The organism is Brotocaccenecus cirricatena (genome assembly GCF_020687045.1).
GTDB classification, from domain to species: Bacteria; Bacillota; Clostridia; order Oscillospirales; family Oscillospiraceae; genus Vescimonas; species Vescimonas cirricatena.
The window spans coordinates 96599-121395 of sequence record NZ_JAJEPW010000002.1; the positions used below are offsets into that span (position 1 = coordinate 96599).

The window sequence follows — 24797 nt, forward strand, 5'->3', positions numbered from 1 at the left end:
TGCAGAAAGGAATGACGCGATATGAGCGTATCAATCAACAATCTGTTCAACTACTCCCGTTCGCTGCCCGTCCCCTTTGATACCATGACAAATAAGAAGGTCAAGGTGGCATCCATGTACGGGGCAAAGACGGAATCAACGCTATGTGGTTCTGTGATCAAGGCAGTCCACGCCATGTGCCGGTGCATGAACGGCACCGGAGAAGGTGCGGTCGGCCAGATCGATACAAACAAAAGCGTGGCGGAGTATAAATCCTCCGTCGGTCCGGATGCCTATCATATTGTGGTGTTCGATGCAGCCTCCGGCAGCGCTTTGGCAAGCGTTTATGACAAAAACACCGAGCTCATCGAGCAGTACGTGGCGCATCCGAGCCAGCGAGACGGCGCGGCAATCTTCTTTGCCCTAATGCCGTTCCTGATGTCAGATGCGGAGTTCGATGAAACCTTTCAGGAGTACTACGACCAGTTCATTGCCGGATACCCGGATATGGCAAAGGCGACCGAAAGCATGGCAATCCTCTGCGACAATGCCTACCGCAGAATCAAGGACGATACCTGCCCGGCGCATATCAATATCACAGTGGACAAGTCCGGAAACCTGATGCGGGTCTCTCAAGGTCAGCTGGATTCCGGATCTTTTGTGCCCACCAGCGTCACAGCCGGGGAATTCACGATCTTTGCCAAGACCGGACCGGCCGTTATCAAAAAAGCCGGCGTCGTGGTGGAGCATACGGATTTCGTCGGCAAGTATCCCCTGACGCCGGGACGCACCTTGAGCGCGTTGGAGCTGAGCCTGATTCCGAAACTCCCGGAATGGTATATCATTCCGCCGGAAGTGGTGGATATTTGCAAGCATGCGCAGAAAACCACCGGGCGGCCCATGCAGATGCGAAACTTCCTATTGCGCGGGCCTGCCGGTACCGGCAAGACCATGGGCGCAAAAGCCATTGCCGCCGGACTGGGGCTGCCATACATGAAGTATACCTGCTCTGCCAACACAGAAATATTTGATTTCACCGGCATGATCTTCCCTGAAACGGACGCAGTGTCCACCGGTAGCTCGGAGCTTGACCGTGAGCGCGAGATCCTCAAGTCCATGGGAGGTATCAGCTATGCCAATGTAGCTAAGCTTCTGCGCCTTCCGGACTTGGATGATATGGACTACGATCCTGCCGGCGTCTATCAGGCTCTGACAGGCGTGGAAAATCTGGCGGCTACCGTGCAGGACTGCATGAGCGTTGTGCTGGAAAAGGTCACGGAAAAGGTACAGGCTCTTAGCAAGCGTGCTGAAAACCGTCAAAGCTCCGGCCAGAACTATACTTATGTGGAGACGGATTTTGTGAAAGCGTTAAAACACGGGTATTTAGTCGAGGTTCAGGAGCCATCCACGATCATTCAGCCGGGTGTGCTGGTGGGCCTTAACTCTCTTCTGGAGCAGGAGGGGTCTATCACTCTTCCGACCGGCGAGATCATTCGCAGGCATCCTGATACGGTCGTCATTGTGACGACCAATGTCAGTTACGAAGGTTGTCGGCAGATGAACCAGTCGGTGGTGGACAGAATGAGTCTGGTCAAGGACATTGAACTGCCGGAGCCCGAGGTTATGGTACAGCGAGCCATGGCCGTGACCGGATGTGCCGACGAATACCTGGTATCCCAGATGGTGCAGGTGGTCAACGACATGGCCGATTACTGCCGCAAAAACAGTATCACCGACGGTGCCTGCGGAATGCGCAGCCTGATCGATTGGGTCATCAGTGCAGAGATCTCCGGCGACCCTTATCTGTCGGCAAAGTATACGGTCATCAGCAAAGCCACTGCCGACGAGGAAGACCGGGAAGCCCTGATTACAACCATTCTGGACCCTATGTTTGCCCCAAAGCGGAAGCGAACATCGGCATAAGTCCGGAAGAAAGGAGGACGACTCTATATGGCAAGAGTGAATCATAAGCGGGTTAAACAGCTGCTCAATGAAAAACGCAGCAGAATCACAGACCGGCAATTCTTCACGTCCCGCATCCTTGCGGGACATTTTGAAGATATGGCCATGGCACAGACGCGGCGGTATAAATACAACCGCCGCATCCATGTGGCCATCAGCTGGAGTCCGAAGTCCGGTGAAGTGGCATGCACCAATAACCTGTCGGTGCTGATCAATGCGGGGCATAGGCTGGTGACCCAAAACAGGGGGCGGGAGAACCGCTATGAGATCGTTTGCGGACTGTTTGCCCACGAACTTGGGCATTGTCTATACACGGACTTTCTTGCGGGCCAGACCTACAACAACTACCTCAGCCGGGAGAAATGGTACCCGGAGCCGCCTGTTTACAAGCTGCCCAAAGACACTGTAAGCGAACGAGCGCTGTGGGAGTATGTAAGGCTGGAGCCGCGGAACAATGAGATGCTTCGCTATGTCGCGCACCATATTTCCAATGTCATTGAGGACGCCTATATCGAAAATCGGATACTCGCTCAATTCCGCGGCACGCTGGGCAACTGCCTGGAAGCGTTACGGGAGCAGCAGTATGAGAGCATTCCGACGGTAACGGAGCTTATCGAGAAAGAGGATGACGGGAACTGCCATATCTTTGAGAGCATCCTGCAGATCATGCTGTCGTATGTGAAGTTCGGTGAAATCAAGTACGGAGATGCTCCCCTCAGCGATGAGCGCATTCAGGTCGTGTTCAAACTGATTCACGATCTGGACGCCGCCATTGTCAATCCCTCCGGAAAAGAACGGCTCAAGGTCGTCAATCTCATACTGGTTCGCTGCTGGGACTATATCGAGGATTTCCTGGAGATCAGCAAAAAGCGCCAGGAGGAGGCCAAGGCGTCCGGTTCCACAGAGTCGCTGGCCGAGACCATCGCGCAGATTCTGCAGGCAATGGCCGGAAGCTCTGTGTCCGGCGAGGGCAGCAGCACACCGATCCCCGAAGTGGGTGCGGTCTGTGTGGCAGCCGGAGCTGGGAAACGGGCGCAGACGGCAGCTCAGGCAGAAAAAAGCGAGTCTGAAGGAAGCAGCGGCTCTGAAGAGTCCGAGCCCCAGACTGACCCCGAATCCGAGCGTTCTTCTGCCGGGATCTCCCAGACCGAAAATCCGGCGGAAGAAGGCGCAATTCCCGGAGATATGGAAGGCGCTTCCGGTGGGAAGCAGGCAGTATCAGCGGAAGAAGACGGACGCATCCCCTATCAGCAGACAGATCGTGTTTCCGAAGGCAGCGGAGGGGCGACCAAGCACAACGATGCATATGAGCGTGAACGCTATGACCATGCAGCGGAGGACATTGAGCGCCTGCTGGACAAGATGGCGGAGAAGGCCGCCTGCGAGCAGCTGGAGAATGAACGGACACGGGAACTCAACGATGTGGCCCAGAGCATCTCCTATGGAGATGTCCATGCCGGTGTTGATATCTGTGTGAACCGGATATCCACCGTTGATGAGGAGCTTGTAGAGCAGTATAACGCCATTTCCGGGCCATTGCTGGATATCTCACGGCAGCTGCAGAAAAGCCTCTTGCAGCAGCTGAAGGATAAACAGCGCGGCGGCAAGCAGACCGGTCTCATGATGGGGCGACGGCTGGATGCCCACGCCCTCTGCCGGAACGATGGGAAGGTTTTTTATAAAAATGCCCTGCCCAATGAAATTCCACAGATGTCCGTAGGGCTTTTGCTGGACGAATCAGGCAGCATGTGCTCCTGCGACCGCTGCACCTACGCCAGGTCTTCGGCTATCATTCTATATGACTTCTGCAAGGCGCTGCATATCCCTGTCACCGTTTACGGTCATTCCACCAGCGGCAGCAGTGTGGAGCTGTATTCCTATGCAGAGTTCGAAAGCATCGATAACGATGATAAATACCGCCTGATGGACATTGCCGCCCGTGGCAGCAATCGCGACGGCGCCGCGCTTCGTTTTGTGGCGGAGCAGCTGGTTAAACGGCCGGAGGAGGTAAAAATCCTGATTCTTGTATCCGATGGTCAACCGGCAGCGCCCGGTTACTACGGAAGTGCCGCCGAGGAAGATCTCCGCGGCATCAAGCAGGAGTACCGGCGCAAGGGAGTATTGTTCATTGCGGCCGCTATCGGGGAGGACAAACAGAACATCGAGCGAATCTATGGTGATTCCTTTATGGACATCACAGATCTGAATCAACTGCCCGTAAAGCTGACCGCAGCGGTCAAGCGACATATGCGGGTCTAACGGGGATATTACAATTCACAACGACGGGCAGCGGATTCTTTTCCTGCTGCCCGTTAATCTTACAACAGGAAAGGAATCAAAAAAATGAGTCATTTTGTAACATTGGTCAATTTTTATATGCCCAAGCTGGAGGAAAACTGCGAGGAAAACATGCGTTATGCGGAACAGATCGCAGAAGTCAAAGAAAAGCTGACGCAGGACCCGGAGAGTTTTGCTTTGCGGTTTCTTTTGAAACGACTTCAAAGCAAGGCCAGCACTCTGGAACGTTCGGCTGAGTGCGAGATTGATGAGCTGATGGCCCCATTCTGTGAAGGAACGGATGACCCGGCCTATCTGGAGTTTGAGGATCGAACCGATGACCTGCGGCGGGATTATGAGACCGACAAAATCAACTGTGTCCGTTTTCCGGACGGAACTGTCGTTCCGGAGTACAACCGGCTGGTATGCAAAAAATATCTCATCAAAGATGGCAAGGTGTTCCAGAAAAAGGCCGGGCACCTCGGCCATGAGAAGCGCACGAAGAAAGCGAAAAAGATGCGTGCATTTATGGGATATCCGGTGAAGAAGCTCTATCCCAGTCTGAAGCAGTATGCGGAGGACTACTGCGGTTATACCTATGACAGCAAGACCAATACGTATGGGTATTACTGCAATCCGAATGCCTTCTGGGATTGGTATTCCATTGGTGGCCGCTGGCCGTTCCAATTCCTTGTCCGTGACACAGCAGAACGAATTAACGGTGAGCGCACATGGGGCAACGAAGATGCTGTATGTGAAGCGCCCGAAGGCTATATATGGGTCTGCGGCGCAAGAAAAAGGGATATTGCATGGGAACTCATGAAGGAATGGGAGCTGCAGCACGCCAAAAAGCGATTTGAGCTTCTTGCAGAGACATTTCGCTCCGGCAAGGCTCCGGAAGGCAGCTTCTGGAAGATCACGGAGGATGGAATTATCTCTTTCGTAACGCAGATCTATTTCAAGAATGAAAGCGAGGAGGCTTACCTCCGCCGCAACGGACTCGCACCGGATCAGCGCATGGTGCCCGACGCCTATTCCTTCCTTCAGGACGGAGACTGGCACTCCAAGGGAGAAATGGGCTGGTGGGGTATCAGCAGCAACGACAAGAAGCCGGATGCATGGCGGCAGATGTTGGCAGACTACATAGACAGCATTCCTGACGATCATTTCATTGTCGGGATTGACTGCCATATCTAAGATAGGAGGAGTGAAAAATGATTTTGAACAGAACTGGCGCTGAATTTGAGTATGAAGGCGTCACATACACGATTGGCGGAGCCATTGTCGGAACCGCTGAGAGTGAATACGCAGGGCTTTATGGCCGAATAAACGCCATTCATGATGGCGAGGATAAGGAGACCGAAAACGAAACGCCTGACATCTATTGTGAGTTTGACCCTCCGGTCATGCCGCATGAGGTCAAGACGCTGGAGGATACCTTCTCTGATCTGTATCACCAGCCAAAGACCATTGCTGATATCGTACTGGACATGGTTATCATGGCGCCCGAAATGATTCGTCCGTTGGATGATCTTCGTTCTATGCGTAAACGCGTCAATGTTTTTCTTGTGATGGAAGACTGGGCTGTGGATGGCGAGCACGGAAATGATTGCGAGGCGTTCTCGGACTATGACGATGCAAAGCGTATTATGACAAATCGTATTCGAGAAGAATTGGAGGACGGAAGTGTTCCGTCTTGGAGAGAATCAAGCATCTTCGCAGAGAATTCTTCGATGGACTTCTACGAAGCATATCTTAACGGCGAGTATATGGAAAATCACTACAAAATCATGATTATCCGGCAGCCGCTGATGATATCCAGTAGGTATATTCGGGAGGTTGGAGGAGTGTATAAGGCGCAATGCCAGACCGAAGACTTTATATCGCAAATCGAACAATGGGATGAAGTTGCAGCATTGAGTGACGCACAGTATCAGAGACTCATTACAAACCCGATGATTCCTGAGTGCATCGAACGCCATCTCGGGCGCAATGACCACTATTGGGAAGCGTATTGGGAAAGTGTGTCTGAGGCTGCTCATGGTTTGGTCAGGCAAGCATCAAAGCAACCGGACTGTTTCACACCAGAAGCAGAAAATCCATACCCGCTTTGCATTGGCTCGGGCAAATCAGAGTGCGATGATTGCTGCCTGTATATGCATATGAAAGGAGAAGGCGGCTATGAGTGCTGAAAACAGGCTCACCTCCATCGTCTCGTATCCAGAGCGCGGAACTGGCGGCAACAATCGCTATCGCGGCAACTGTTCACCCAAGCTGATTGAGGATCTGATCGGTTTTTTCAGGCCGGCCGAGATCTGCGACTACATGTGCGGCAGCGGCACGACGCAGGATGCCGCTCATTCCATGGGAATCATTAGCCATTGCTACGATCTGCACAGCGGATTCGATCTCATCAATTGCGAGATACCGGAGCGCCCTGAATTTGTGTTCTGGCATCCGCCGTATTGGGATTTGATTACATATTCAGACGTGATGTACAAGGCTTCGGAGGTGCAGTCAAAATACGGATATGATCCCCGGCAGTTCGACTTATCACGTATCCCCAAATGGGAGGACTTCGTGCGCGTAATGAACTACGCCATGATGAAACAATTCTGCGCTTTGGAGCGTGGCGGCAGGATGGCCGTGCTGGTCGGCGATATCAAGAAGAAAGGGCAGCTTTACAGCATGCTCTTTGAATTGATCAAGCCGGGCACATTGGAAAATGTCATCATAAAAGCACAGCACAATTGCTTTTCAAATCAAACACAGTACAGTGGGCATTTCATCCCCATACTGCATGAGTATCTACTGATTATCAAGAAGGATGCGTCCTTGGTGTATCCGATCCTGATGACGGAGCCTGTACAAAAGGATATCCGCGATATGAACGGCGCTACCTGGCGGGATGTGGTTGCAGCAGTGCTGGAAACCTGCCAATCTCCTGTTTCGCTTGCATACATTTATGAGCAAGTCGAGCCATATACCAAAGCGCGGAAAAATCAGTGGTGGAAAGAGAAGGTTCGCCAAACCCTACAATGCAGTCCGCAGCTCTTCGTGAATACAGGACGCGGGATGTGGGCGTTGAACCGTTCCGCATAGTTTGCCTTTCGAGGGATGCCGCATCTGCGGCATCCCTCTTTCCTTTCGGCTTTTATGACCTTTTCGTTTGACTATGGATTGACTGTCGGCCGCAGCTCTGATATAATCATCATGTAAGTATCAGAGTTTAGCCACGGCTAAGCAGAGTTTAACCGAGTTGCGAAGTGTCATTTGTGCATTGCACGAATGGCACTTTTTTGTTTCCGGCCAATTCCATAGTGGCATAAGCCAGCAGTCCGATCATGGGTTGCTGGTTTTTGTTATATCACGGCGAATACCGCCAAAAAAACGAAAGGAGAACACAAAAATGTTACAACCATGCCAGGACAACTACTCCACAACCTTTGCTTCCTACGATGGGATGCGCCGGTACCATGAGAAGGAATCGCTGGAAAGCCGATGGCACAGATGCAGGGTCAACGAACTGCATATTGAGCCGCTGGATAAGGCGTCGCCTCTTTATGGAACTCCGTCCGCATTCGCTGCGGGAATCAGCGCTGAGTCCGTTGAGGACACGGCGGAAAACCTCGGTCTTGCCATGCGGGTAGATGGTTCTTACTATCCCGTCCGCAGCACGGCCTACAAAAGCCTGTTGGACAGAGCGAAAATCAGTGGATCGGCCTTGCCGAAGCTGAGCCGCCAAAGATTGGCGTCGGTGCTTAACGATTGCCTGGAGCTGTATTCTTCGGAGACGCTCCTGCTTATCCGAGATGAAAAAATCTCGGCAGCACACTCCGGCGATTCCATGGATTATTCCGTGCTGCCGATCGATGAACTGCTGAAGGTTCTGACCAAAAAGCTGGACGACCGTTTCCCCGGCAGCATGTTTCAGGGCGGTTATCGCGATCATTCGCTCTCCAGTGCCTCCTGGACTATGCCCGGGCAAAAGGAAGACCTGCTCGGCGCCTATGCCAAGCTGCTGGCGTCGCAGGGGAAACCCACACTTGCTGCCAAACTTGTTCCCGCCATCCGCTTTGTTACCTCGGATACCGGCATTGCCTCGGCTAAGGTTTCCGCCATGCTGGAGGGTACGCAGCACCCGATCCATATTGGGAGCTGTATCGCCGTGGACCACAGGCACCAGAGTAAAGTGGAGGACTTTGAAGCAGCTTTGGACCAGCTGTTTGCGCAGTTCGGTGATTCAGTCGCCAGATTACAAAAGCTGTTGGATATCCATCTGAGCTATCCGGTCAATGCGATGACCAGAATCTGCAAAAAGTTGTCTCTGCCGAAGAAAGCTGCTTTGGAAGCAATCGGCATGTTTGAGATGGCCTATGGAGGAGGAACTGCAACCGCCCATGATGTGTTCATGGCTATGCAGGAGATCCCCTATATTCTCAAATCCGACCATGCACCTGAGAGCAAAATGCTCGTTGTGGAGGAGAACATGGCGCGGGCGCTTACGCTGAGGTGGGGCGATTACGACCTTGCGAAGGCGGTGAGCTACTGATGTCCGCTCCGATTATTCTCTGCGACACTGCAGGCATGACCAACGAGCGATGGCTGGAATGCCGCGCCCACGGGCCTAAGGGCACCATTCCATATACGGTGGGAGGCAGCGATGTGGCTGCTATCTTCGGCGTATCGCCGTGGACAACACCGCTGGAGCTATGGATGATCAAAAAGGGACGGATGAAGGCGCCTGTGAAATCCAATCAGGAGCAGCTGATGATGGGGCATCTTCTGGAACCTATCGCGGCCTATTGGTATCAGCAAAAAACCGGCAATACGGTTTATGACGATACCTATATGTATCAGCACGCAGATCACCCGTGGGCTCTTGCGGACTTTGACCGCCGCTTTACCCGTAAGGAGGACAACGCTCCCGGCATTTTGGAGTGCAAAAGCTGCACCTATCACAAAGCCGGAGATTGGGCTGACGATGCCTATCCCATCTACTATGAGCTGCAGCTTCGCTTCTATCTGGCTGTGGCGGATGTGGAGATTGGCGCGTTTTCTACTATTTGGGGAAACAATCCGGAACATGATCTGGCAATGCCGGCGCTTACCCGTGACCGAGCCAAGGAGGATATGATCTTCCAGCGGCTTGAGGAATGGATTTGGAGCTTAGAGCATGACAAGCCACCTACGATGGCGGATGTCAAGCCAGCACTGGCACTGGAATCCCTGGCGCGCATTTACGGCGCCAGCCAGCCCGGACTCCCCACGATTGAATTCCCTGCAAAGTATGAGAAGGCGCTGCGCCAGATCGCGCTGTTGCAGGGGAAAATCTCCGACTGCAATGCGGAGATCAAAACCTATGAAAGGGAGATCGCTGCACACAGCGTGCGAATCGCAGAATTGATGCAGGCGCATGAGCATGGCGTGCTGAGCACGACCGGCGACAAGCTCCTCATCGATTTTGTCACTAAAACAACCAAACGTCCCGACTCGAAACTCCTCAAAGAGAAGTATCCCACCGTGTATGCGGATGTACTCAAGACCAGTGAGAGCCGGAAACTAAAAGTATCGGTTACACCGACATAAGAAGGGAGAATCAATAATGCACGACGCAATGAAAGCCTATCACGAAAGCTGGGAGCGCGAGCTTGACCGGCAATTCCTGAAAAACGACCGCTACCGGAAACGCGCCTATATCTGCTCACCTTTGAGCGGGAGCACGGCGGAAGAAGAACTCAGCAACATCTGGCGTGCTCGGGCATACATGCTTTATGCCCGCACCATGCTGGGATACCTGGCACGCGCCCCCCACGCCTATCTGCCCATGCTCCTGTGTGACCATGTAGCGGCGGAGCGTGCACTGGCTCTGCAATTTGGGCTTCAGCTTTTGGAACAGAGCGAGGTTTTGCTGATTTGCGGGGATCGCATCAGCCGTGGTATGAAGGGCGAAATCCATCATGCCGCCCAGTTGGGAATCCCCATCATCGTATACTGCGAAGACCTCTATTTGGATGTTCGCAAGCTGGCGACACAGGCCGGAGCGGATAAGAAGTTAGTCACAATAGACGAAACGCATCCGGCACTGGTCTCCAACGAGCCGGGAGCAGACCGGTCCTGGGAGGTGCGATGCCTTGCGTAGATTCTATCAGCCGGTAGATCTCCGGTCCCGACAGGAAATGACGCAGTATCTGACCACACATTTTCGCTATCCAACATTAAACTCCTGGAACAGATCCACATCGTATGCTTGTAACCTAAAAATCACACACCTTGGGCTCTCGCCCGAGGTGGTGGACAAGCTGTTCGATATGATCCAGACCCAGGAGTTTTTTGATGCCATGGACGAGTGTAAATGGGAATTTGCTGCGAAACACAACTATCTCTGGCAGGCAGCGATGAACGGACGAAGCGGCGGGTATCTGGTTCTCTATCAGGGAGAAAAGCGGCCGAGCGGCTACAAGTCCTACTGCACTAACTGCGGACAGGGGAATTACCAGCTTGCTGCAGATGGCAACTGCACCTGCGGTGTCTGCGGAAGACCCACTCGGGTCAATTTCTCGCAGACCCACATGCAGGTGATAACTTATCCGGGGCGTGGCACTGACGACGGCGAGGATTTCGAGGACTGGAGCATGCACGCGCTTCGTGAACGTGTAAAACTCGTGCAGGAGCTGGATCAACTGGCAGACCGTATGGTTGAGCTGGCGCTCCGGCTTACAAGAGAAGCACAGGTCATTGAAGAGGAGTATTTTCTCCCACAGACCCGCAAGGTGCTGGTCACGACCCTATAACAGAAAGGAGCAGATTTATGCTGAATGTTGGAGATAAACTGATCTGCAAAACAGAAGGACAGCCGGAAACGGAATTCTGCATTCGCGGCGAGGTCAAAAAGGTCGAAGGAGACATTGTGACCATCAGCCGCGCGCTTAAATTCGGGACACTGCCCATGCACAAGGATCTGACGCTACCGGAGAGCGAACTGCTGAAATACTACACGCCATTGGACAATCAAGCGACCGATGATTGCCCCGTTAACGGGTCTATCTATGAGGTCACGATCGTCCGCACAGGTGTCGTGTTCGTAAGAGCAGCTACCTCGGCTGCGGCTATGGATCTTGCAGACCATCTCACAACCGATCATGTCAACTGGTCAGACGACTGGAGCCCCACCGATGCCGAAGAACGCAGTGACTACGACGGCATGGTCTTTGAGGAGCCTGACTTTGACTGATTACCCGATTTCAAAAGGAAAGGAGAATCGATCTTGATATGTCAATTCAAAAGGCTGATCTACCCGAAAGCCGTTACGGCTGGTGATGCCAGCTACATGATCGCCCTGTACCGACCTTGTGAGAAGGTCATGGACGCGGCGGGGAATGTGGTTTCTGAGATCAAGGCGGTGGGTTATTGCCTGCCGACGGCAGATAATTTGCGTTATGATATGCGCGGACGTTGGAGCCGGAGCGCCAAGCATGGCATCCAATTTGAAGTCGAGGGCTTCGATGAAGTGATTGTACCCAGCAAGGAAGGCGTCATCGCTTACCTGTGCTCCGGGCAGATCAAGGGTATCGGTCCTAAAACCGCGGAAAAGATTTATGCCATGTTTGGGCAGAACACGCTGACCGTGCTGGATCATGAGCCGGAACAACTGCTTGCCGTGTCGGGCATCAGCAAAACAAAGCTCAAAAAGATTTGTGACTCCTATCTTGCCTCCCGCGGCGCACGCGATGTGGTTGCCTTTCTGGCACCACATGGTGTAACGCCTAACAGGGCGGTCAAGCTGTACAAGCAGTACGGAGAGCATACCATGGACATCGTCCGAAATCACCCTTACCGTCTGTGTGAGATGGTGGGCATCGGCTTTAAGACGGCTGACCGTATTGCTGTCAGCATGGGCTTTGACCCTCTTTCGCCGGAACGTGTGGATGAGGGGCTGATATTCACGCTGACCGATGCAGAGCTGAAAGGACATCTGTGTATGGAAAAGCACAGCTTTCTCAAGCAATGTCTGAAGCTGCTGGATACCGAAGGGCTGACGGAAGAGATGCTGGCGGTACGTGCTTCAAGAATGCTTGAGTCCGGCCGCTTGGCCTCCTACGACAGGCAGGTATACCGCGCAGTCACAGCGCGAACGGAACAGAGCCTTGCGTGGGCCGTTTACAGAATGCTTACTTATGAGAAAGCGGGGTCTCACGTCAACATTGATACGGAGATCTCCGCAGAAGAAAAAAAGCAGGGTATACAGCTGGCTTCCGAACAGCGGCACGCAGTTACGACGGCCCTGACATCACAGCTCAGTGTGATTACCGGCGGCCCCGGTACCGGCAAGACGCTGATCCAGCGATTCCTGCTGGATATCTATCGCAGGAAAAACCGCGGAGCAAAAATTATCTGCTGTGCGCCTACAGGACGCGCAGCCCGCAGGATGGAGCAATCGACCGGGTTCCCGGCCACTACCATTCACAAAGCGCTTGGGCTTCTGGCCGGTGAGGACGGCGACTACTGTGAACCGGAGATGCTGGATGCGGATCTGATTGTAGTGGATGAGGTGTCCATGATGGATATCTATCTTGCCAACCATCTGTTCCGCTCCGTACCGCACGGCAGTCAGCTTGTGCTGATTGGCGATGCGGATCAGCTTCCCTCTGTCGGGCCCGGCGCCGTGCTGAGCGAGATCATCGCCTGTGGCGCTGTACCGGTAGTGCGGCTGGATCGCATATTCCGGCAGAGCTATGGTAGCCGTATTGCTGCTAATGCAAAGCTCATCCGACACGGAAATCTTAGCTTGGAATACGGCGAGGATTTCCAGTTCTATGACTCCTGTGACATGAGTGCTTCCGCACAGCAGATCGAGACACTGTACCTACAGGAAACCGCCAGATACGGTGTTGACAATGTGGCACTTCTGACCCCATACCGCCAAAAAACGGAGACGGGCGTGAATGCGCTGAACGAGCGGCTTCGGGAAAAGCTCAATCCGCAGGACGGGAAAAAGCCGGAGGTTGCATACAGAAAGAGGATATATCGTTTGGGAGACAAGGTCATGCAGATAAAAAACTGCGAGGACATCAGCAATGGCGATATCGGTTATATCACATCCGTCACCCGCGATGACACCGACAGCGTGCTGACCGTTGATTTCGGCGATGGCCGAATTGCCGAGTATGACGGAAGCGACCTTGAAATGCTGGATCTGGCCTACGCCTCCACCATCCACAAGTCCCAGGGCAGCGAATATAAGTCTGTCATCATCAACCTGCAGTGCGCCCATGCGGTCATGCTGGTGCGTCCGCTTGTTTATACGGCAATTACACGCGCAAAGGAGCGCGTGCTGATCGTAGGAGAGCGGAGAGCGTTATGCATTGCCATCAAGCGTACAGATACGGAACAGCGCGGGACGATGCTCTCGGCGCGAATCAAAGAGCTAATCTCAAATGTGAAAGGAGATCATTACAATGGCAACTTGGCTCAGTGAGTACAAGAATTTGAAAAACGAGATGGAAAAGCAGATCGGTGCAGGACATGCCTCCCTGGAGCAGCTGATGCTGTATCAGGAGCTGCTGTATCGTATTGAGGTGCTTTATGCAAGTCAGGCATTCTGCCAGACGGCACCGGTCACGACGGATGTAGCCGTTCTGTCCGGCCATTACCAGCTGGTAGACGCCTATATCCAGTGCCTGACCAAGGAACGGCGGCTGGGACAGCCTGCAGATCAGAATCTGAAGGCCAAGCGCCAGACGGCGTCCGAGACCCTTGACAAGGTCGTCCTAGACTGCCGGAAGCGGTTTTCCAGCTTCACCCCAACAGATCAGAACCAGTATCGCAAGGGTGTAAGCAGCCTGATCAACACCGTTTTACCGGTTTGGCTGAAGCTGCGCAACACCTACATCAACATCAGTAAATAAGAGGAGGGCTTTATCATGAGTCAGAACAACTCGAATGCCAAAACAGCTATGCTGGCAAAGCTGGACAGCATCCACAAGGTGGAGGGCTTTGACCCTTCCCCGTTTGCCGTGGATTATACGGATCTCAATACGCAGGAGACGCGAAAGCGTCTTCCTGTCATGATCCAAATGGCATGGTTCCGCCTGAAATACCCTGAAGGCCGCATCGCCATCCAGGTGTCGCCCGGCAAGGATTGTTTTGTGGCAACGGCGCGCATCTATCCCAGCTACAAGGACCCGGTTGACTGCTATCTCGCAGAGGCTACAGCGTCAAGAGGCCCGGATGCCTCCAAGCCATCTGTGTCACCGCGGGAATGGGCGCAGACGGCAGCGGTAGGCATTGCACTAAGAAACGCAGGCTTTGGGCTTCAGTTCTCAGCGGCCGGCGACGATTTCCCCGACATGGCTCCGGACGAACTGCCTGTCGGCGAGATGGACACGAGCCGAGAGTCACCGGCTATGGAGCAGCCTGTGCAGGCAGAGATTGAGCCGGCATACGAACCGGCAGTTCTAACGGAGGAGCAGAGATTGGAGCAGGCTTTCCAGAAGCCGTGCCCCATCAAAAAGTACAGCGGCAAGACGCTTGGCGAGGTGTTAGCGATGGATCCAAACGCGATTGCATGGGTGGCCAATAAATACAAAGACAATCAGGAGCTGTCTGACGCGGCGAGGCTGATTTGTGAACATGCCATGCAGCAGGCATCCGTGTGATGCGGATATCATCACGGGGGACGGATAAACCGTCCCCCGGAAAGGAGGCTGTATGGACATCTTTCATATGTCAGATATCATTCCGCTGATTGGGCTTCCATACCCGCCATACGGAAGAAGCAACTACAATGTGCCCTGCCCGTGTTGTGATGACGAGCCGCACGCAAAACATCTCAACATCAATCTGCAGAAGGATGTATTTCGCTGTCCGCGCTGTGGGTTCTCCGGCGGCATTTTCGATCTGTATGCATACTATACGGGGATTGCCCGCGAGGAGGTCCGTGATGCTCTGATTGCACGCTTGGATGTGCAGGGCAGTATACCGAAGCCGGAGCACATTACTGTGCCCGTGGTTGCAGAAGTCCCACCGACAGATATAGCATCACGAAGCGACACCTATACCGGGCTTCTGTCCAAGCTGACGCTGGCCTCCGACCATCGGCAGAACCTGCGAAACCGGGGCCTATCAGATGAGGAAATCGACAGGCTTGGGTACCGTACCACTCCGGTGGTGGGGATGCAAACCATTGCAAGGCAGCTTCAATCCAGCGGATATTATCTGTCCGGTGTTCCCGGCTTTTACCGAAAAGACGGGAAATGGTCCTTTGCCTGTGAGAGCCGCGGTATTCTGATTCCGGTGCGAGACAGCAAAGGCCGTATTCAAGGCATGCAGATTCGCCGGGATAATGCGACGCGGCGCAAATTTCGCTGGGTATCCAGCACTGGCCGCACAGACGGCTGTAAGGCAGAGGGTTGGGTACATATTGCGGGGGAACCGCGCGCTATGGTGCTGCTCACAGAGGGCCCCATGAAAGCGGATGTCATCCATTATCTGACAGGACAGACAGTACTCGCAGTTGCGGGGGTAAATGCATTGACCCAATTGGAGCTTATCCTGCCGCAGCTGCATGAGCAAGGTGTAGAACGTATCATGACTGCATTCGACATGGATTTCATGGAGAACCCCCATGTGCAAGGCGGATACAGGACGCTGGTCTCACTGCTTTCGGATGCAGGTTTTCGCTATGGCACCTATCTGTGGGATCCACGCTACAAAGGTCTTGATGATTATGTTTGGGAGCACTGCTTCCAGCGGCAATTATCTTAGTGAAAAAGGGCGGTTCAGCTTCGGCTGTACCGTCCTTTTCTCGTTCCTGCGTTATCGCATATTTAATGTTCCAACAGAAAGTCAATAATGTTCTTTTGGCGGATCCCGCCACGATTGACCCGCAGCAGCGTATCCGTGGACAGGACAAGTTTTTCGTAGTTATCCGAGATCGCCTCCAGCGGCGCAAATTCCCGATCCGTATTTTCCGGCGTAAGAATATAGCAGACTTGGATATAGAGCCGGTCGTCAGCCCGGTTTGCGACAAAGTCAACCTCGGCCACATCCTGCTTTCCGATGTTGACGGAGAACCCTCTGCGCAGCAGCTCCAGGAATACAGTGTTCTCCAGAACGCCGGCAATATCATTGTCCCGGTAGCCAATAACGGCATGGCGCAGGCCTAAATCGGAGAGATAGTATTTTTCCTGCGTCTCCAGTATCCGCTTTCCCTTGATGTCAAAGCGGACGACCTTGTGGATCAGGAAGGCGCTTTCCAATGCCTTCAGATAATTGTAGACGGTTTCCGTGCTTAGCTTTCGCCCCTGGCTTTTTAAAAAATCAGAGATTGTTTTTGCGGAAAAAGTGTTTCCAATGTTGTCCATGAGATAAAGGACAATACTCTCCAGTAATGCCGTGTCGCGTATCCGGTTTCGTGCAATCACATCCTTCAGCAGAACGGAATTATAGATGTCATGAAGGTATTGCATGACGCGATCCTCATCCCATTTCAGCTGATGGATGCCGGGCAGTCCCCCAAAACGGAGAAAGTTAGCAAACTGTTCCCGCTTCGAGAGATTTGCCTCGTCCTCATTCTCTGCTGCGAATGCCAGATATTCTTCAAAATCCAGCGGATAGACCTGTATCTCCACATACCGCCCAGCCAACAGCGTGGCGAGTTCCCCGGAGAGGAGCTTTGCGTTTGAGCCTGTTACATAGATATCGCAGTCAAGATCTACGCGGAGGGAATTTATGACCTGCTCCCAAGTGTTCACTTCTTGGATTTCATCGAGAAGGACGTAGATCCGTCCTTCTGTCTGTCCAGCGATTTTGATGATCTCTGCGTACAGCGCCTTATAGTCCCTGAGCGCCTCATAGCGCAAGGATTCAAAGTTGATGAAAATGATGTTCTTCCTGTCAACACCGCGGTCGAGCAGCTCCTGACGCGTAAGCTCCAAGAGAGCGCTTTTGCCGCTCCGCCGCATTCCTGTTATGATTTTAATCACAGGCTTATCCATAAAATCACGGATCAGCCGCATATATCGTTCACGCACGATCATGGCAGGTCACCTCCGGAATTTTCTTTTATCATAGCACAAGCAGCTGGAAATATCAATAGTTTCTTTTATGGAAGAAATAATGTAAATGCGTCGAATCGTGTTCTTCCAAGAGAGAAACAGAGACTTTTTCCCCACGGAGAGCCAGAAGCCTGATCCTTCGTTTCGCGCGTATTTATTGACTCAATGCGTATTTCTGCTGTAAATACGCATGCTAAACCGTGTAATTAGATAAACTAAAATGGGAGGTACTCTTATGTTGATCGCTATTGATCATGGAAATTATGCCGTTAAAACCCCGCATTTCTCTTTCATTTCCGGGCTGACAGAACACACCGTAAAACCGCCTATGGCAGAGGAGGTTTTGGAGTACAACGGGAAATACTGGTCGCTCACCGGGCAGCGCTTGCCCTATATGAGAGACAAGACCAGAGATGATCGATACTTTATCCTGTCGCTCTTTGCCATTGCTAAGGAGCTTTCCGCTGCCGGTGCCAATACGGCGTTTGAGCAGATCGACCTTGCGGTTGGCTTGCCGCCGGAACACTACGGGATGCTGAGAGAACGCTTCGCGCAGTATTTCAGGCGGTTTGGAACAGTGAATTTTGCTTACAACAACCGTCCTATGAGCATTGTGATCCGAAATGTCTTTGTGTATCCGCAGGCGTATGCCGCTGTTGTTCCTCAAAGCGGACAGCTATTGAAAACGCTGCGGATGTTTATCGTGGATATCGGCGGATATACTACCGATGTGCTTCTCCTCCGCAACGGAAAGCCGGATCTGCAATTCTGCCGCAGTTTGGAGAGCGGAGTCATCACCATGAACAATGATATCATTGGCAAAATCAGCGCGCAGCACGACATGCGCATTGAAGACGAGCATATCTGTGCAGTGCTGCAGGGGCAGGAAACGATACTGCCAGATGCGGTAAAAAAGGCGATTCGTGATGCGGCTCAGCTGCACGCAAAAGATATTTTGGACAAGCTGCGTGAGCTTCAGGTGGATTTGCGTACCAATCCCGCCATCTTTATTGGAGGCGGAAGTGTCCTGTTCAGACCGTTGATTGAGCATACCCCGCTTGTGGCGAAAGCTACCTTCATCGAGGATCCAAAGGCAAACGCGATCGGTTATGAGATGCTTGCGCGAGGACAGATGGCCATGCGCGCGGTACAATAATGGGGGTTCCGTTGTGAAGCGGGATGGGAAATACCGTTTTTCGCTGCAGTTCGGTTCAGAAACGCGAGAACAGGTGCAGGCAGGAGAGCTTTTAGAGCGTCTTGGAAACCGAAAAAGCGCAGTTGTCATAGCCGCACTGAATGCATATATTGCTGCACATCCCGAGCTTGCTGAACCTGCGCCAGTAAGTGTTAAAATTGACGGCGGGATAAGGCGTGAGGCGCTTGAGCAAATGATTCGATCCATTATTGACGAGCGAATCGCAAACGGTCAGTTGCTTGCCGGAGGCGTTGAAACACCATCTATACAAATGCAGGAAGATTTGAACGTGGACATTGCGGCAATGATCAGTAATCTGGAGTTGTTTGATGGTTGACTTTTAAGAACTTACAAAACTGTGAATCTACTTTTCTGTTGTTTTGATGAATACAAAACCACTTCAAGGCGTAAATACGCATTATTAAGGTGGATAATGGATTTATAGTAACTTCAACAGCACGCCTCTTTTTTGTAAAATAATAATATAGAAGGAGACGATGCTGGTGGACAAAGTAGCTCTTGGAAGACGCATAAAAGCGATGCGTCAGAACCTTGGAATGACGCAGGAGGAGTTCGCTGAACGGCTGAATTGCACGAACAGCCACCTCGGCAAAATCGAAAATGGCAAGGGCGGGATCAGCATTGAGCTGCTGGTTTCAGTGGCAAACATGCTGCACACCACAGTGGATCAGCTTTTGTTGGATTCCTATGACTATAAGGAGCAGGTCATCATGCGCGACCTTTATGAGCGTATTGATAAATTCCCTGTGAAAACAAAGATACTCACCTGCGATCTGCTGAGGCAGTTGGTTGACATCATCGAAAAAGCTCATGACGAGCATTGAGTTGTGAATGCCTTTCCCTGGAGGCAGCGATTTCTGCTTAGCAGGCACTAGGTCAACACAAATGAATATTCTGCACCGTACAGTCTATATCTGCACGGTCAACGAGAGCGAAAGGCTGTCCGGTTCTTACTGGGCAGCTTTGCGTTTTATCTGGGGATGTATCATCCAAATAGGAGGTGAACACTATGATGAACGGTGATAGAAAGGAAGGAATCTGCAGACTGAATGTAGACGGTAATGGCTGCGATTATTTGCGCATTCTGAGCGATTTGGAAACCAAACTGCGCAACAATACGAACCCAAAGGAAAAAATCGAACTGGCACTGCAGGGAGCGCTTATGTTCTACGGCGCTGACAGAGCGTATGTCATTGAAGTGGACGATGAGTTGGGTATCGGAGTCAATACATATGAGTGCTGTGCCCCTGGAATAGCGCCCGAAATTGACAATCTCCAATTTATGCCGTTCGAAATGTTTCCGCGCTGGCTTTGCTCACTAAAGAGCGATACGCCAATCATTATTACGGATTTGGAGCAGATTAAAACTGAATTTCTGGAAGAATACAGATACTTGGAGAAACGGAGTGTGAATTCGCTTCTAGCGGTTCCGTTTCAAAAAAGACTCAATGCCGGTTTTCTCGGCGTGGATAATCCGAAACGCAATGTGGAAGATCCGGGTTTTTTACGACTTGTTATCCTTTGCATCGTTGTGGAGCTAAATGAAATACTGCTGCAGGAGTGGAGAGAACGGCGCTATGCGAGTATAAAACAACCAACAATCATTCAGGCAAATCTGTTTGGGAAACTGGAAATCATTTCTGCAACCGATGTTTTAAAAGATGATTCATTTACAAATGAGTCTGGATATGTGCTCCTGACATTTCTGCTCTTAAACCGCAAAAGAGAACATCCTCTGCGGCTGCTTACAGACGTCATATGGGAAAGTACAGACATGGGAAATCCGTACAATTCGATTAAGAATGTCGTATACCGCCTTCGCAAGACGCTTGCCTGCATAGGGCTCCGCGATTTGATTCAGGCGTCGCACGGGACATTTACGTTAAACCCTAATTACACGATTTTTACTGATGTTGAGCGCTTCGACGATGCATGCAAACGGATCGATAATTCTTCCGACCCGGCGATTTTACAGGCGCTGTATGAGAGTATTATAGGACTCTACCGCGGAAGTCTCCTTCCGCGGTACGACTTTTACCACTGGCTAATGCCCAAAACGCTGTATTACCAAAACAAGTTTCTGCACTACATGAAACGGTATCTCTCTATGCTTTATAGAGAAAAGAACTACCTTCGCGTACAGGAACTATCCATGGATTTGCTGTCCATCGATATGTATGAGTCGGAAGTCCATTACTATCTCATAAAAGCAATGCTTATGTCCGGCAGCAAGACCCTGTCACAGATTTATTTCAGGCAGGCAGAGCCGTATCTCACAGATGAGCATATGCAGGAAGTGAAGACGCTTTTTACATCATGCAGAACATGAACTGCGGCTTTTATCCGTTTTTGTGACCGTAGTTGAGATTATTTTGAGACTTTTCTGCCTGCAAACAAGCAGGTCCTTTCACCGCAGAAATATGACTTCAGAGGTGGAGCTGTTGAGCCCCGCCAAGCACCCATCCGTTTTGTACAGTTTATAAAAACTGTCAACGGGTGGGTGTTTTTATGGGCAGACAACCCTCGCTTATACAGGGAGGAGGTGGTTTTGATGCGTTGATGCGCTACTATTCCGCTCAAATTCCTGATTTAACCCCATATTTTACAGAACATAGCATGCCATCGTGGCGTGTTTTGATCTCTTTTGCCGGGGTGGCATGCGCCAAAGGAGGCGTAAAAAAATGTCACCCATGGACGGAAGGGATGAACTGCGTGGCCGGTTCACAAGATGGATCGTCATAACTGCAGAACATGCACAGAAGAACTATCTGCGTGCTGAAAAAAAGCAATTACAAACCGTACCCCTTGAAGAAGCTGATGTTGCAATTGTGGATACGGCGCTATTATCTGCTGGTGTTACGCCAGATAGCTTTGATTTCGAGGAACAGCGTTTGGCTGAGGCGTTCCGGGAACTTCCGCTGATGCGCAGACGTATACTGGAAATGCTTTTTGTCGAAGAGCTTACACCATCTGAAATTGCAGCAAAGCTCCACTGCTCTGTACAGCATGTATACAACCAGCGCTCCCTTGCAATAAAGCGTTTAAGAGAGCGCCTTATAAAGGAGCGAAAAAATGACCGATAATGAATTTAGACTACTTCTGGAAGCTGCTGTATGCGGAGACCGGGAAGCGTTGGATTCCCTGCTTGCTCTATATATGCCTCTGATTAACCGGCTGAGCAGTTATGCCGGTAATCTCGACGAGGATTGTAGGCAATACATTATGCTGCATATTGTTCTGCATATTTCGGAGTTCAGAATTTAGACAAAGGCTCCGGTTATTTGCCGGAGCCTTAATTTTTTTCTCAGAGCATTAGATTTTGCGTTTTTCGAGTGTTTTTACTATATGAAAGCAATCCCGTTTTCAATGAACCTTGAAAATCGCATAGCGGCGCCCTCTCGTTCCTCTGGCGGCAAGCGGCTATCCATTTGGTTTGGCAGGCCAAAGCCAAGAGCACATAAATACGGACGGCAACCGTATGCGCGATGATCCGCCAGGGGCAATAATGATACTTCCGTAACTCGCGGCCCGGCCATAATGAAGGCGGGGGGATGAGACTTCCATGGACCCGTTCGCCACGGGCGGAGGTGTGCCGCAAAAAGAATGCTGTAATTAACTCTGGTTGCAAGTGTAATATAGTGAGCTTGTGAGTTGATGGAATGTTAACTTGGCTGGGAGTCATGTATTTGAAACCAGCAGAACGGCGCATTTATTACCAGAGAATCGGAGGGTTGAATATATCATGAAAGGATAAATGCGCATATGGAAAAACTGATTACACGAAAAGAAGCTGCCAAGATTTTGGGGATTAGTATTGCCACGCTGGATGCAGCCAGACAAAACGGCTTGATTTCCTACGTCCAGTATGTTCCAAATGGGTGCGTGTATTTTACAGATGCAGCGCTTCAGGAATATGTTGCCAAATGCACAAAGAGGGCAAAACCTGCCGATAACAACTTGACATACCGCAAGCAGCACCGTCCCAAAAAGAAATAGCTTGCTCATCCTCACAAATTCGGCAGCTGATACCAACATTTAGGGAGGTGAAAGAATGGCAAGAAAGAAAAAAGAGATACCCAAGTATGGCACTGTGGTGCTAAAGGGGGTCGAATATTACAGAACACGAATTGAAGATGCCGATGGCAGACGAGTCGCCCTTTACGCAAGGACTCCGGAAGAACTTCTTGAAAAAGTGGAAGAAGCACAGCGCCAAATTGAGGATGCGGTTTTCCGTAGAACAACACCGACTGTAGCCGAATATTGTGAGCGTTGGCTCACCATGCAATCTGCAAGAATACGGCCAACAACCCTCATAGACTATACTTCAAAGGTCAAAAACTATATCATTGAACCGCTGGGCCATAAATATATGGCAGAAGTCTCTTCAGATGATATCAAGCTTGCGATGGTGAATGTCTCCTCAAAATCATGCTCAGTATATCGCTCGGTTCAGATGCTGTATAAGTGCATTTTCTATTCTGCAGTCGAAAGCAAAATCATCGATTCCTGCCCCTGTGAAACTCTTTCTTCCAAAGGAGGAAAGCCGCAGAATGAACGAGAGGCACTTACAGACGAACAGGTTGATAAACTTCTCGTTGCCATCAAGGGGCTTCCTCCGTATGTGTTTGTAATGATTGGTCTGTATGCTGGCTTGCGACGGGAAGAAATCTTGGCGTTAAAATGGGACTGTGTGTTTCTTGATGCCGAAGCACCATACCTTTCCGTGCAAAGAGCATGGCATTCGGAACATAATCGACCCGTTATCTCGTCCGATCTGAAAACAAAATCTGCAAGGCGGGACATTCCGCTACCTTCAGTTCTAACGGAGTGCCTACGGGAAGCAAAAGAGGTTGCAACTTCAGAATATGTTGTTGCCAATCGTGATGGAGGTCCGCTGTCATATACGCAGTTCAAGCGAGTATGGCAGTATATCGTCACAAGATCAACAAAGGAGCGTACCTATGTCCGGTATATCAATGGGCAGAAAATTCAGCGCACGGTAACGCCGAAGTTGGGAGAAAAAGCAGCGCATAATGGAAATGTGGTGTACACCCTTGATTTTCAGGTAACTCCACACCAGTTGCGCCACACATACATCACGAATTTGATTTACTCCGGCGCAGATCCGAAAACGGTTCAGTACCTGGCGGGGCATAAGCATAGCAAAATTACGATGGACATTTATGCTAAGGTGAAGTATAATAAACCTAAAGAATTGTCCGCGGTTGTGAACAAAGCATTTGCGCCCAAAAAAGGCGCTACACCGAATAAGACGCGGAATGGGTGAACTCATGGGTTAACCGAGGCGCGAAAACCTAAAAAACCCAGTAAAATCAACGGTTTTCGCCCGTAAGACAGAAAGCAGTACGGCCTCAAAGCCGCCCGTCGCGCACCTCAGTTCAGCAAGCGCTGATTTCTGCCGATTTTACAACTTCAAAGCAATCAAAATCCCGGAAAACTCTCGTTTTCCGGGATTTTCCTATATCTGCAGCATTTGTTCTGTTTTCGGAAAATCTGATGGAATTTGACAAGGTTTGACGTGTTTTTTACATGTTAACGATGGGCTAAATGCCGTTTTTGACCCCGAAACTGTTAACGGATGGGTTAATTTTCGGGCTGCTCATGTGGCCACTCGGAGCAGATCGCCTCTGCATAGAAAATGAATACTGCGCCCCGCCTTTTCGGAAATAATGGCTTTGGCACGGTTTGAAACGGTTTGACCAAGCCGAATGAACTTTATCTTTTTTCGCAGGGCAAATGCCGCCGCAGAATTGATAAACGGAACGCAATCTGTTATGCTGTCCGTGTAAGGAGGGATGACACATGAAACGAAAAACCTGTACCTTGTATCTCAGCTGCGAGGAATACGGTGTGATCCTCGACGCACTTATTCGCTTCAAAAACAAGCTCACCCGACAGGGGCGGTACACCGACATCGTAGATGAAGTTATCCTTGCCCTGCTGGATGCCAAGACGAAGCGAGTCTACATCTGAATATCGTGTACATAAGGAAAGCCGTGTAGCTGTCAAAAGCCACACGGCTTTTTCTATACCCGGCATTACATAGCTGTCCGCCATCGCCGCAGACAGCTAAATTTACAGACAGGAGGAATCCCAAAGTGGCGAATTGTAAAGTGATCGCCGTCGCCAATCAAAAGGGTGGCGTCGGCAAAAGCACCAGTGTCTACTGCATCGGTGCAGGGCTTGCCATGGATGGCAAAAGAGTTTTGCTTGTGGATGTTGACCCGCAGGGTGATCTCACCAAGATGCTCGGTCAGCGCAAGCCCCATGAGCTGACTCATACC

At 51.2% G+C, this 24797-nt stretch carries 25 protein-coding genes; 24 read left to right on the forward strand and 1 reads right to left on the reverse strand.

What is annotated here, in order from left to right; genetic code table 11:
- Positions 1-21: 21 nt before the first annotated feature.
- The 14 genes from LKD37_RS01565 (at position 22) to LKD37_RS01630 (ending at position 15984) form a co-directional block, all read left to right on the forward strand.
- A complete protein-coding gene (locus LKD37_RS01565) occupies positions 22-1902 on the forward strand; it encodes an AAA family ATPase (protein ID WP_302927630.1) in 1881 nt (626 codons plus the stop codon).
- 27 nt (positions 1903-1929) lie between these two features.
- Positions 1930-4200 (forward strand): cobaltochelatase CobT-related protein, encoded by a 2271-nt coding sequence (locus LKD37_RS01570; RefSeq protein WP_302927631.1) that lies wholly within the window; start codon positions 1930-1932, stop codon positions 4198-4200.
- 84 nt (positions 4201-4284) lie between these two features.
- Entirely contained in the window at positions 4285-5415 is a 1131-nt protein-coding gene (locus tag LKD37_RS01575; protein WP_302927632.1) for a hypothetical protein, read from the forward strand.
- A gap of 17 nt (positions 5416-5432) precedes the next feature.
- On the forward strand, positions 5433-6410 hold the full coding sequence (locus LKD37_RS01580) for a hypothetical protein (protein WP_302927633.1): 978 nt from the start codon (positions 5433-5435) through the stop codon (positions 6408-6410).
- Positions 6400-7320, forward strand: coding sequence for a hypothetical protein (locus LKD37_RS01585; protein WP_302927634.1), 921 nt, complete (start codon positions 6400-6402; stop codon positions 7318-7320). The genes LKD37_RS01580 and LKD37_RS01585 overlap by 11 nt, the downstream gene beginning before the upstream one ends.
- Positions 7321-7627: 307 nt before the next feature.
- A complete protein-coding gene (locus LKD37_RS01590; protein ID WP_302927635.1) occupies positions 7628-8770 on the forward strand; it encodes a hypothetical protein in 1143 nt (380 codons plus the stop codon).
- 35 nt (positions 8771-8805) lie between these two features.
- Positions 8806-9807: a YqaJ viral recombinase family nuclease gene (locus tag LKD37_RS01595; RefSeq protein WP_302927649.1), complete on the forward strand. Its 1002-nt coding sequence runs from the start codon at positions 8806-8808 to the stop codon at positions 9805-9807.
- A gap of 16 nt (positions 9808-9823) precedes the next feature.
- Positions 9824-10360, forward strand: a complete 537-nt coding sequence (locus LKD37_RS01600; RefSeq protein WP_302927636.1) for a DUF7768 domain-containing protein — start codon at positions 9824-9826, stop codon at positions 10358-10360.
- A 148-nt stretch (positions 10361-10508) separates the two neighbouring features.
- The gene (locus LKD37_RS01605; protein ID WP_302927637.1) at positions 10509-11012 is read left to right on the forward strand and encodes a hypothetical protein; all 504 of its coding nucleotides are present in this window, start codon (positions 10509-10511) and stop codon (positions 11010-11012) included.
- Positions 11013-11029: 17 nt separating this feature from the next.
- Complete coding sequence (locus tag LKD37_RS01610; RefSeq protein WP_302927638.1) at positions 11030-11452, forward strand: hypothetical protein; 423 nt, start codon at positions 11030-11032, stop codon at positions 11450-11452.
- 33 nt (positions 11453-11485) lie between these two features.
- Positions 11486-13696, forward strand: a complete 2211-nt coding sequence (recD2, locus tag LKD37_RS01615) for an SF1B family DNA helicase RecD2 (RefSeq protein WP_256285548.1) — start codon at positions 11486-11488, stop codon at positions 13694-13696.
- Positions 13677-14126: a hypothetical protein gene (locus LKD37_RS01620; RefSeq protein WP_134109519.1), complete on the forward strand. Its 450-nt coding sequence runs from the start codon at positions 13677-13679 to the stop codon at positions 14124-14126. Before recD2 ends, LKD37_RS01620 begins: the two co-directional genes overlap by 20 nt.
- Before the next feature lie 15 nt (positions 14127-14141).
- Positions 14142-14876 (forward strand): hypothetical protein, encoded by a 735-nt coding sequence (locus LKD37_RS01625; RefSeq protein WP_302927639.1) that lies wholly within the window; start codon positions 14142-14144, stop codon positions 14874-14876.
- Positions 14877-14928: 52 nt separating this feature from the next.
- A complete protein-coding gene (locus tag LKD37_RS01630) occupies positions 14929-15984 on the forward strand; it encodes a DUF3854 domain-containing protein (RefSeq protein ID WP_302927640.1) in 1056 nt (351 codons plus the stop codon).
- 62 nt (positions 15985-16046) lie between these two features.
- Here the strand turns inward: LKD37_RS01630 and LKD37_RS01635 are convergent, their stop codons facing one another.
- Positions 16047-17237 (reverse strand): ATP-binding protein, encoded by a 1191-nt coding sequence (locus tag LKD37_RS01635; protein WP_302927641.1) that lies wholly within the window; start codon positions 17235-17237, stop codon positions 16047-16049.
- Positions 17238-17511: 274 nt separating this feature from the next.
- Between LKD37_RS01635 and LKD37_RS01640 the strand changes: the two genes are divergently transcribed.
- From LKD37_RS01640 to LKD37_RS01680, 10 genes are all read left to right on the forward strand, one after another.
- Positions 17512-18432: a ParM/StbA family protein gene (locus tag LKD37_RS01640; protein ID WP_302927642.1), complete on the forward strand. Its 921-nt coding sequence runs from the start codon at positions 17512-17514 to the stop codon at positions 18430-18432.
- A 13-nt stretch (positions 18433-18445) separates the two neighbouring features.
- A complete protein-coding gene (locus tag LKD37_RS01645) occupies positions 18446-18808 on the forward strand; it encodes a hypothetical protein (RefSeq protein WP_069431393.1) in 363 nt (120 codons plus the stop codon).
- 166 nt (positions 18809-18974) lie between these two features.
- Positions 18975-19316 carry a helix-turn-helix domain-containing protein gene (locus LKD37_RS01650; protein ID WP_165860657.1) on the forward strand — a complete coding sequence of 114 codons (342 nt, stop codon included), beginning with the start codon at positions 18975-18977 and terminating at the stop codon, positions 19314-19316.
- Between the two features lie 185 nt (positions 19317-19501).
- Entirely contained in the window at positions 19502-20821 is a 1320-nt protein-coding gene (locus LKD37_RS01655; RefSeq protein ID WP_069431395.1) for an AfsR/SARP family transcriptional regulator, read from the forward strand.
- A 352-nt stretch (positions 20822-21173) separates the two neighbouring features.
- On the forward strand, positions 21174-21575 hold the full coding sequence (locus LKD37_RS01660) for a sigma-70 family RNA polymerase sigma factor (protein WP_256285554.1): 402 nt from the start codon (positions 21174-21176) through the stop codon (positions 21573-21575).
- Positions 21565-21756 carry a helix-turn-helix domain-containing protein gene (locus LKD37_RS17680; RefSeq protein ID WP_069431397.1) on the forward strand — a complete coding sequence of 64 codons (192 nt, stop codon included), beginning with the start codon at positions 21565-21567 and terminating at the stop codon, positions 21754-21756. The genes LKD37_RS01660 and LKD37_RS17680 overlap by 11 nt, the downstream gene beginning before the upstream one ends.
- Positions 21757-22254: 498 nt before the next feature.
- Positions 22255-22488, forward strand: coding sequence for a helix-turn-helix domain-containing protein (locus tag LKD37_RS01665; RefSeq protein WP_069431398.1), 234 nt, complete (start codon positions 22255-22257; stop codon positions 22486-22488).
- Between the two features lie 55 nt (positions 22489-22543).
- Complete coding sequence (locus LKD37_RS01670) at positions 22544-23779, forward strand: tyrosine-type recombinase/integrase (RefSeq protein ID WP_302927643.1); 1236 nt, start codon at positions 22544-22546, stop codon at positions 23777-23779.
- Between the two features lie 536 nt (positions 23780-24315).
- Positions 24316-24486 carry a hypothetical protein gene (locus LKD37_RS01675; RefSeq protein ID WP_302927644.1) on the forward strand — a complete coding sequence of 57 codons (171 nt, stop codon included), beginning with the start codon at positions 24316-24318 and terminating at the stop codon, positions 24484-24486.
- Between the two features lie 125 nt (positions 24487-24611).
- On the forward strand, positions 24612-24797 hold a 186-nt coding region (locus LKD37_RS01680), incomplete at its 3' end, for a ParA family protein (RefSeq protein ID WP_349048818.1).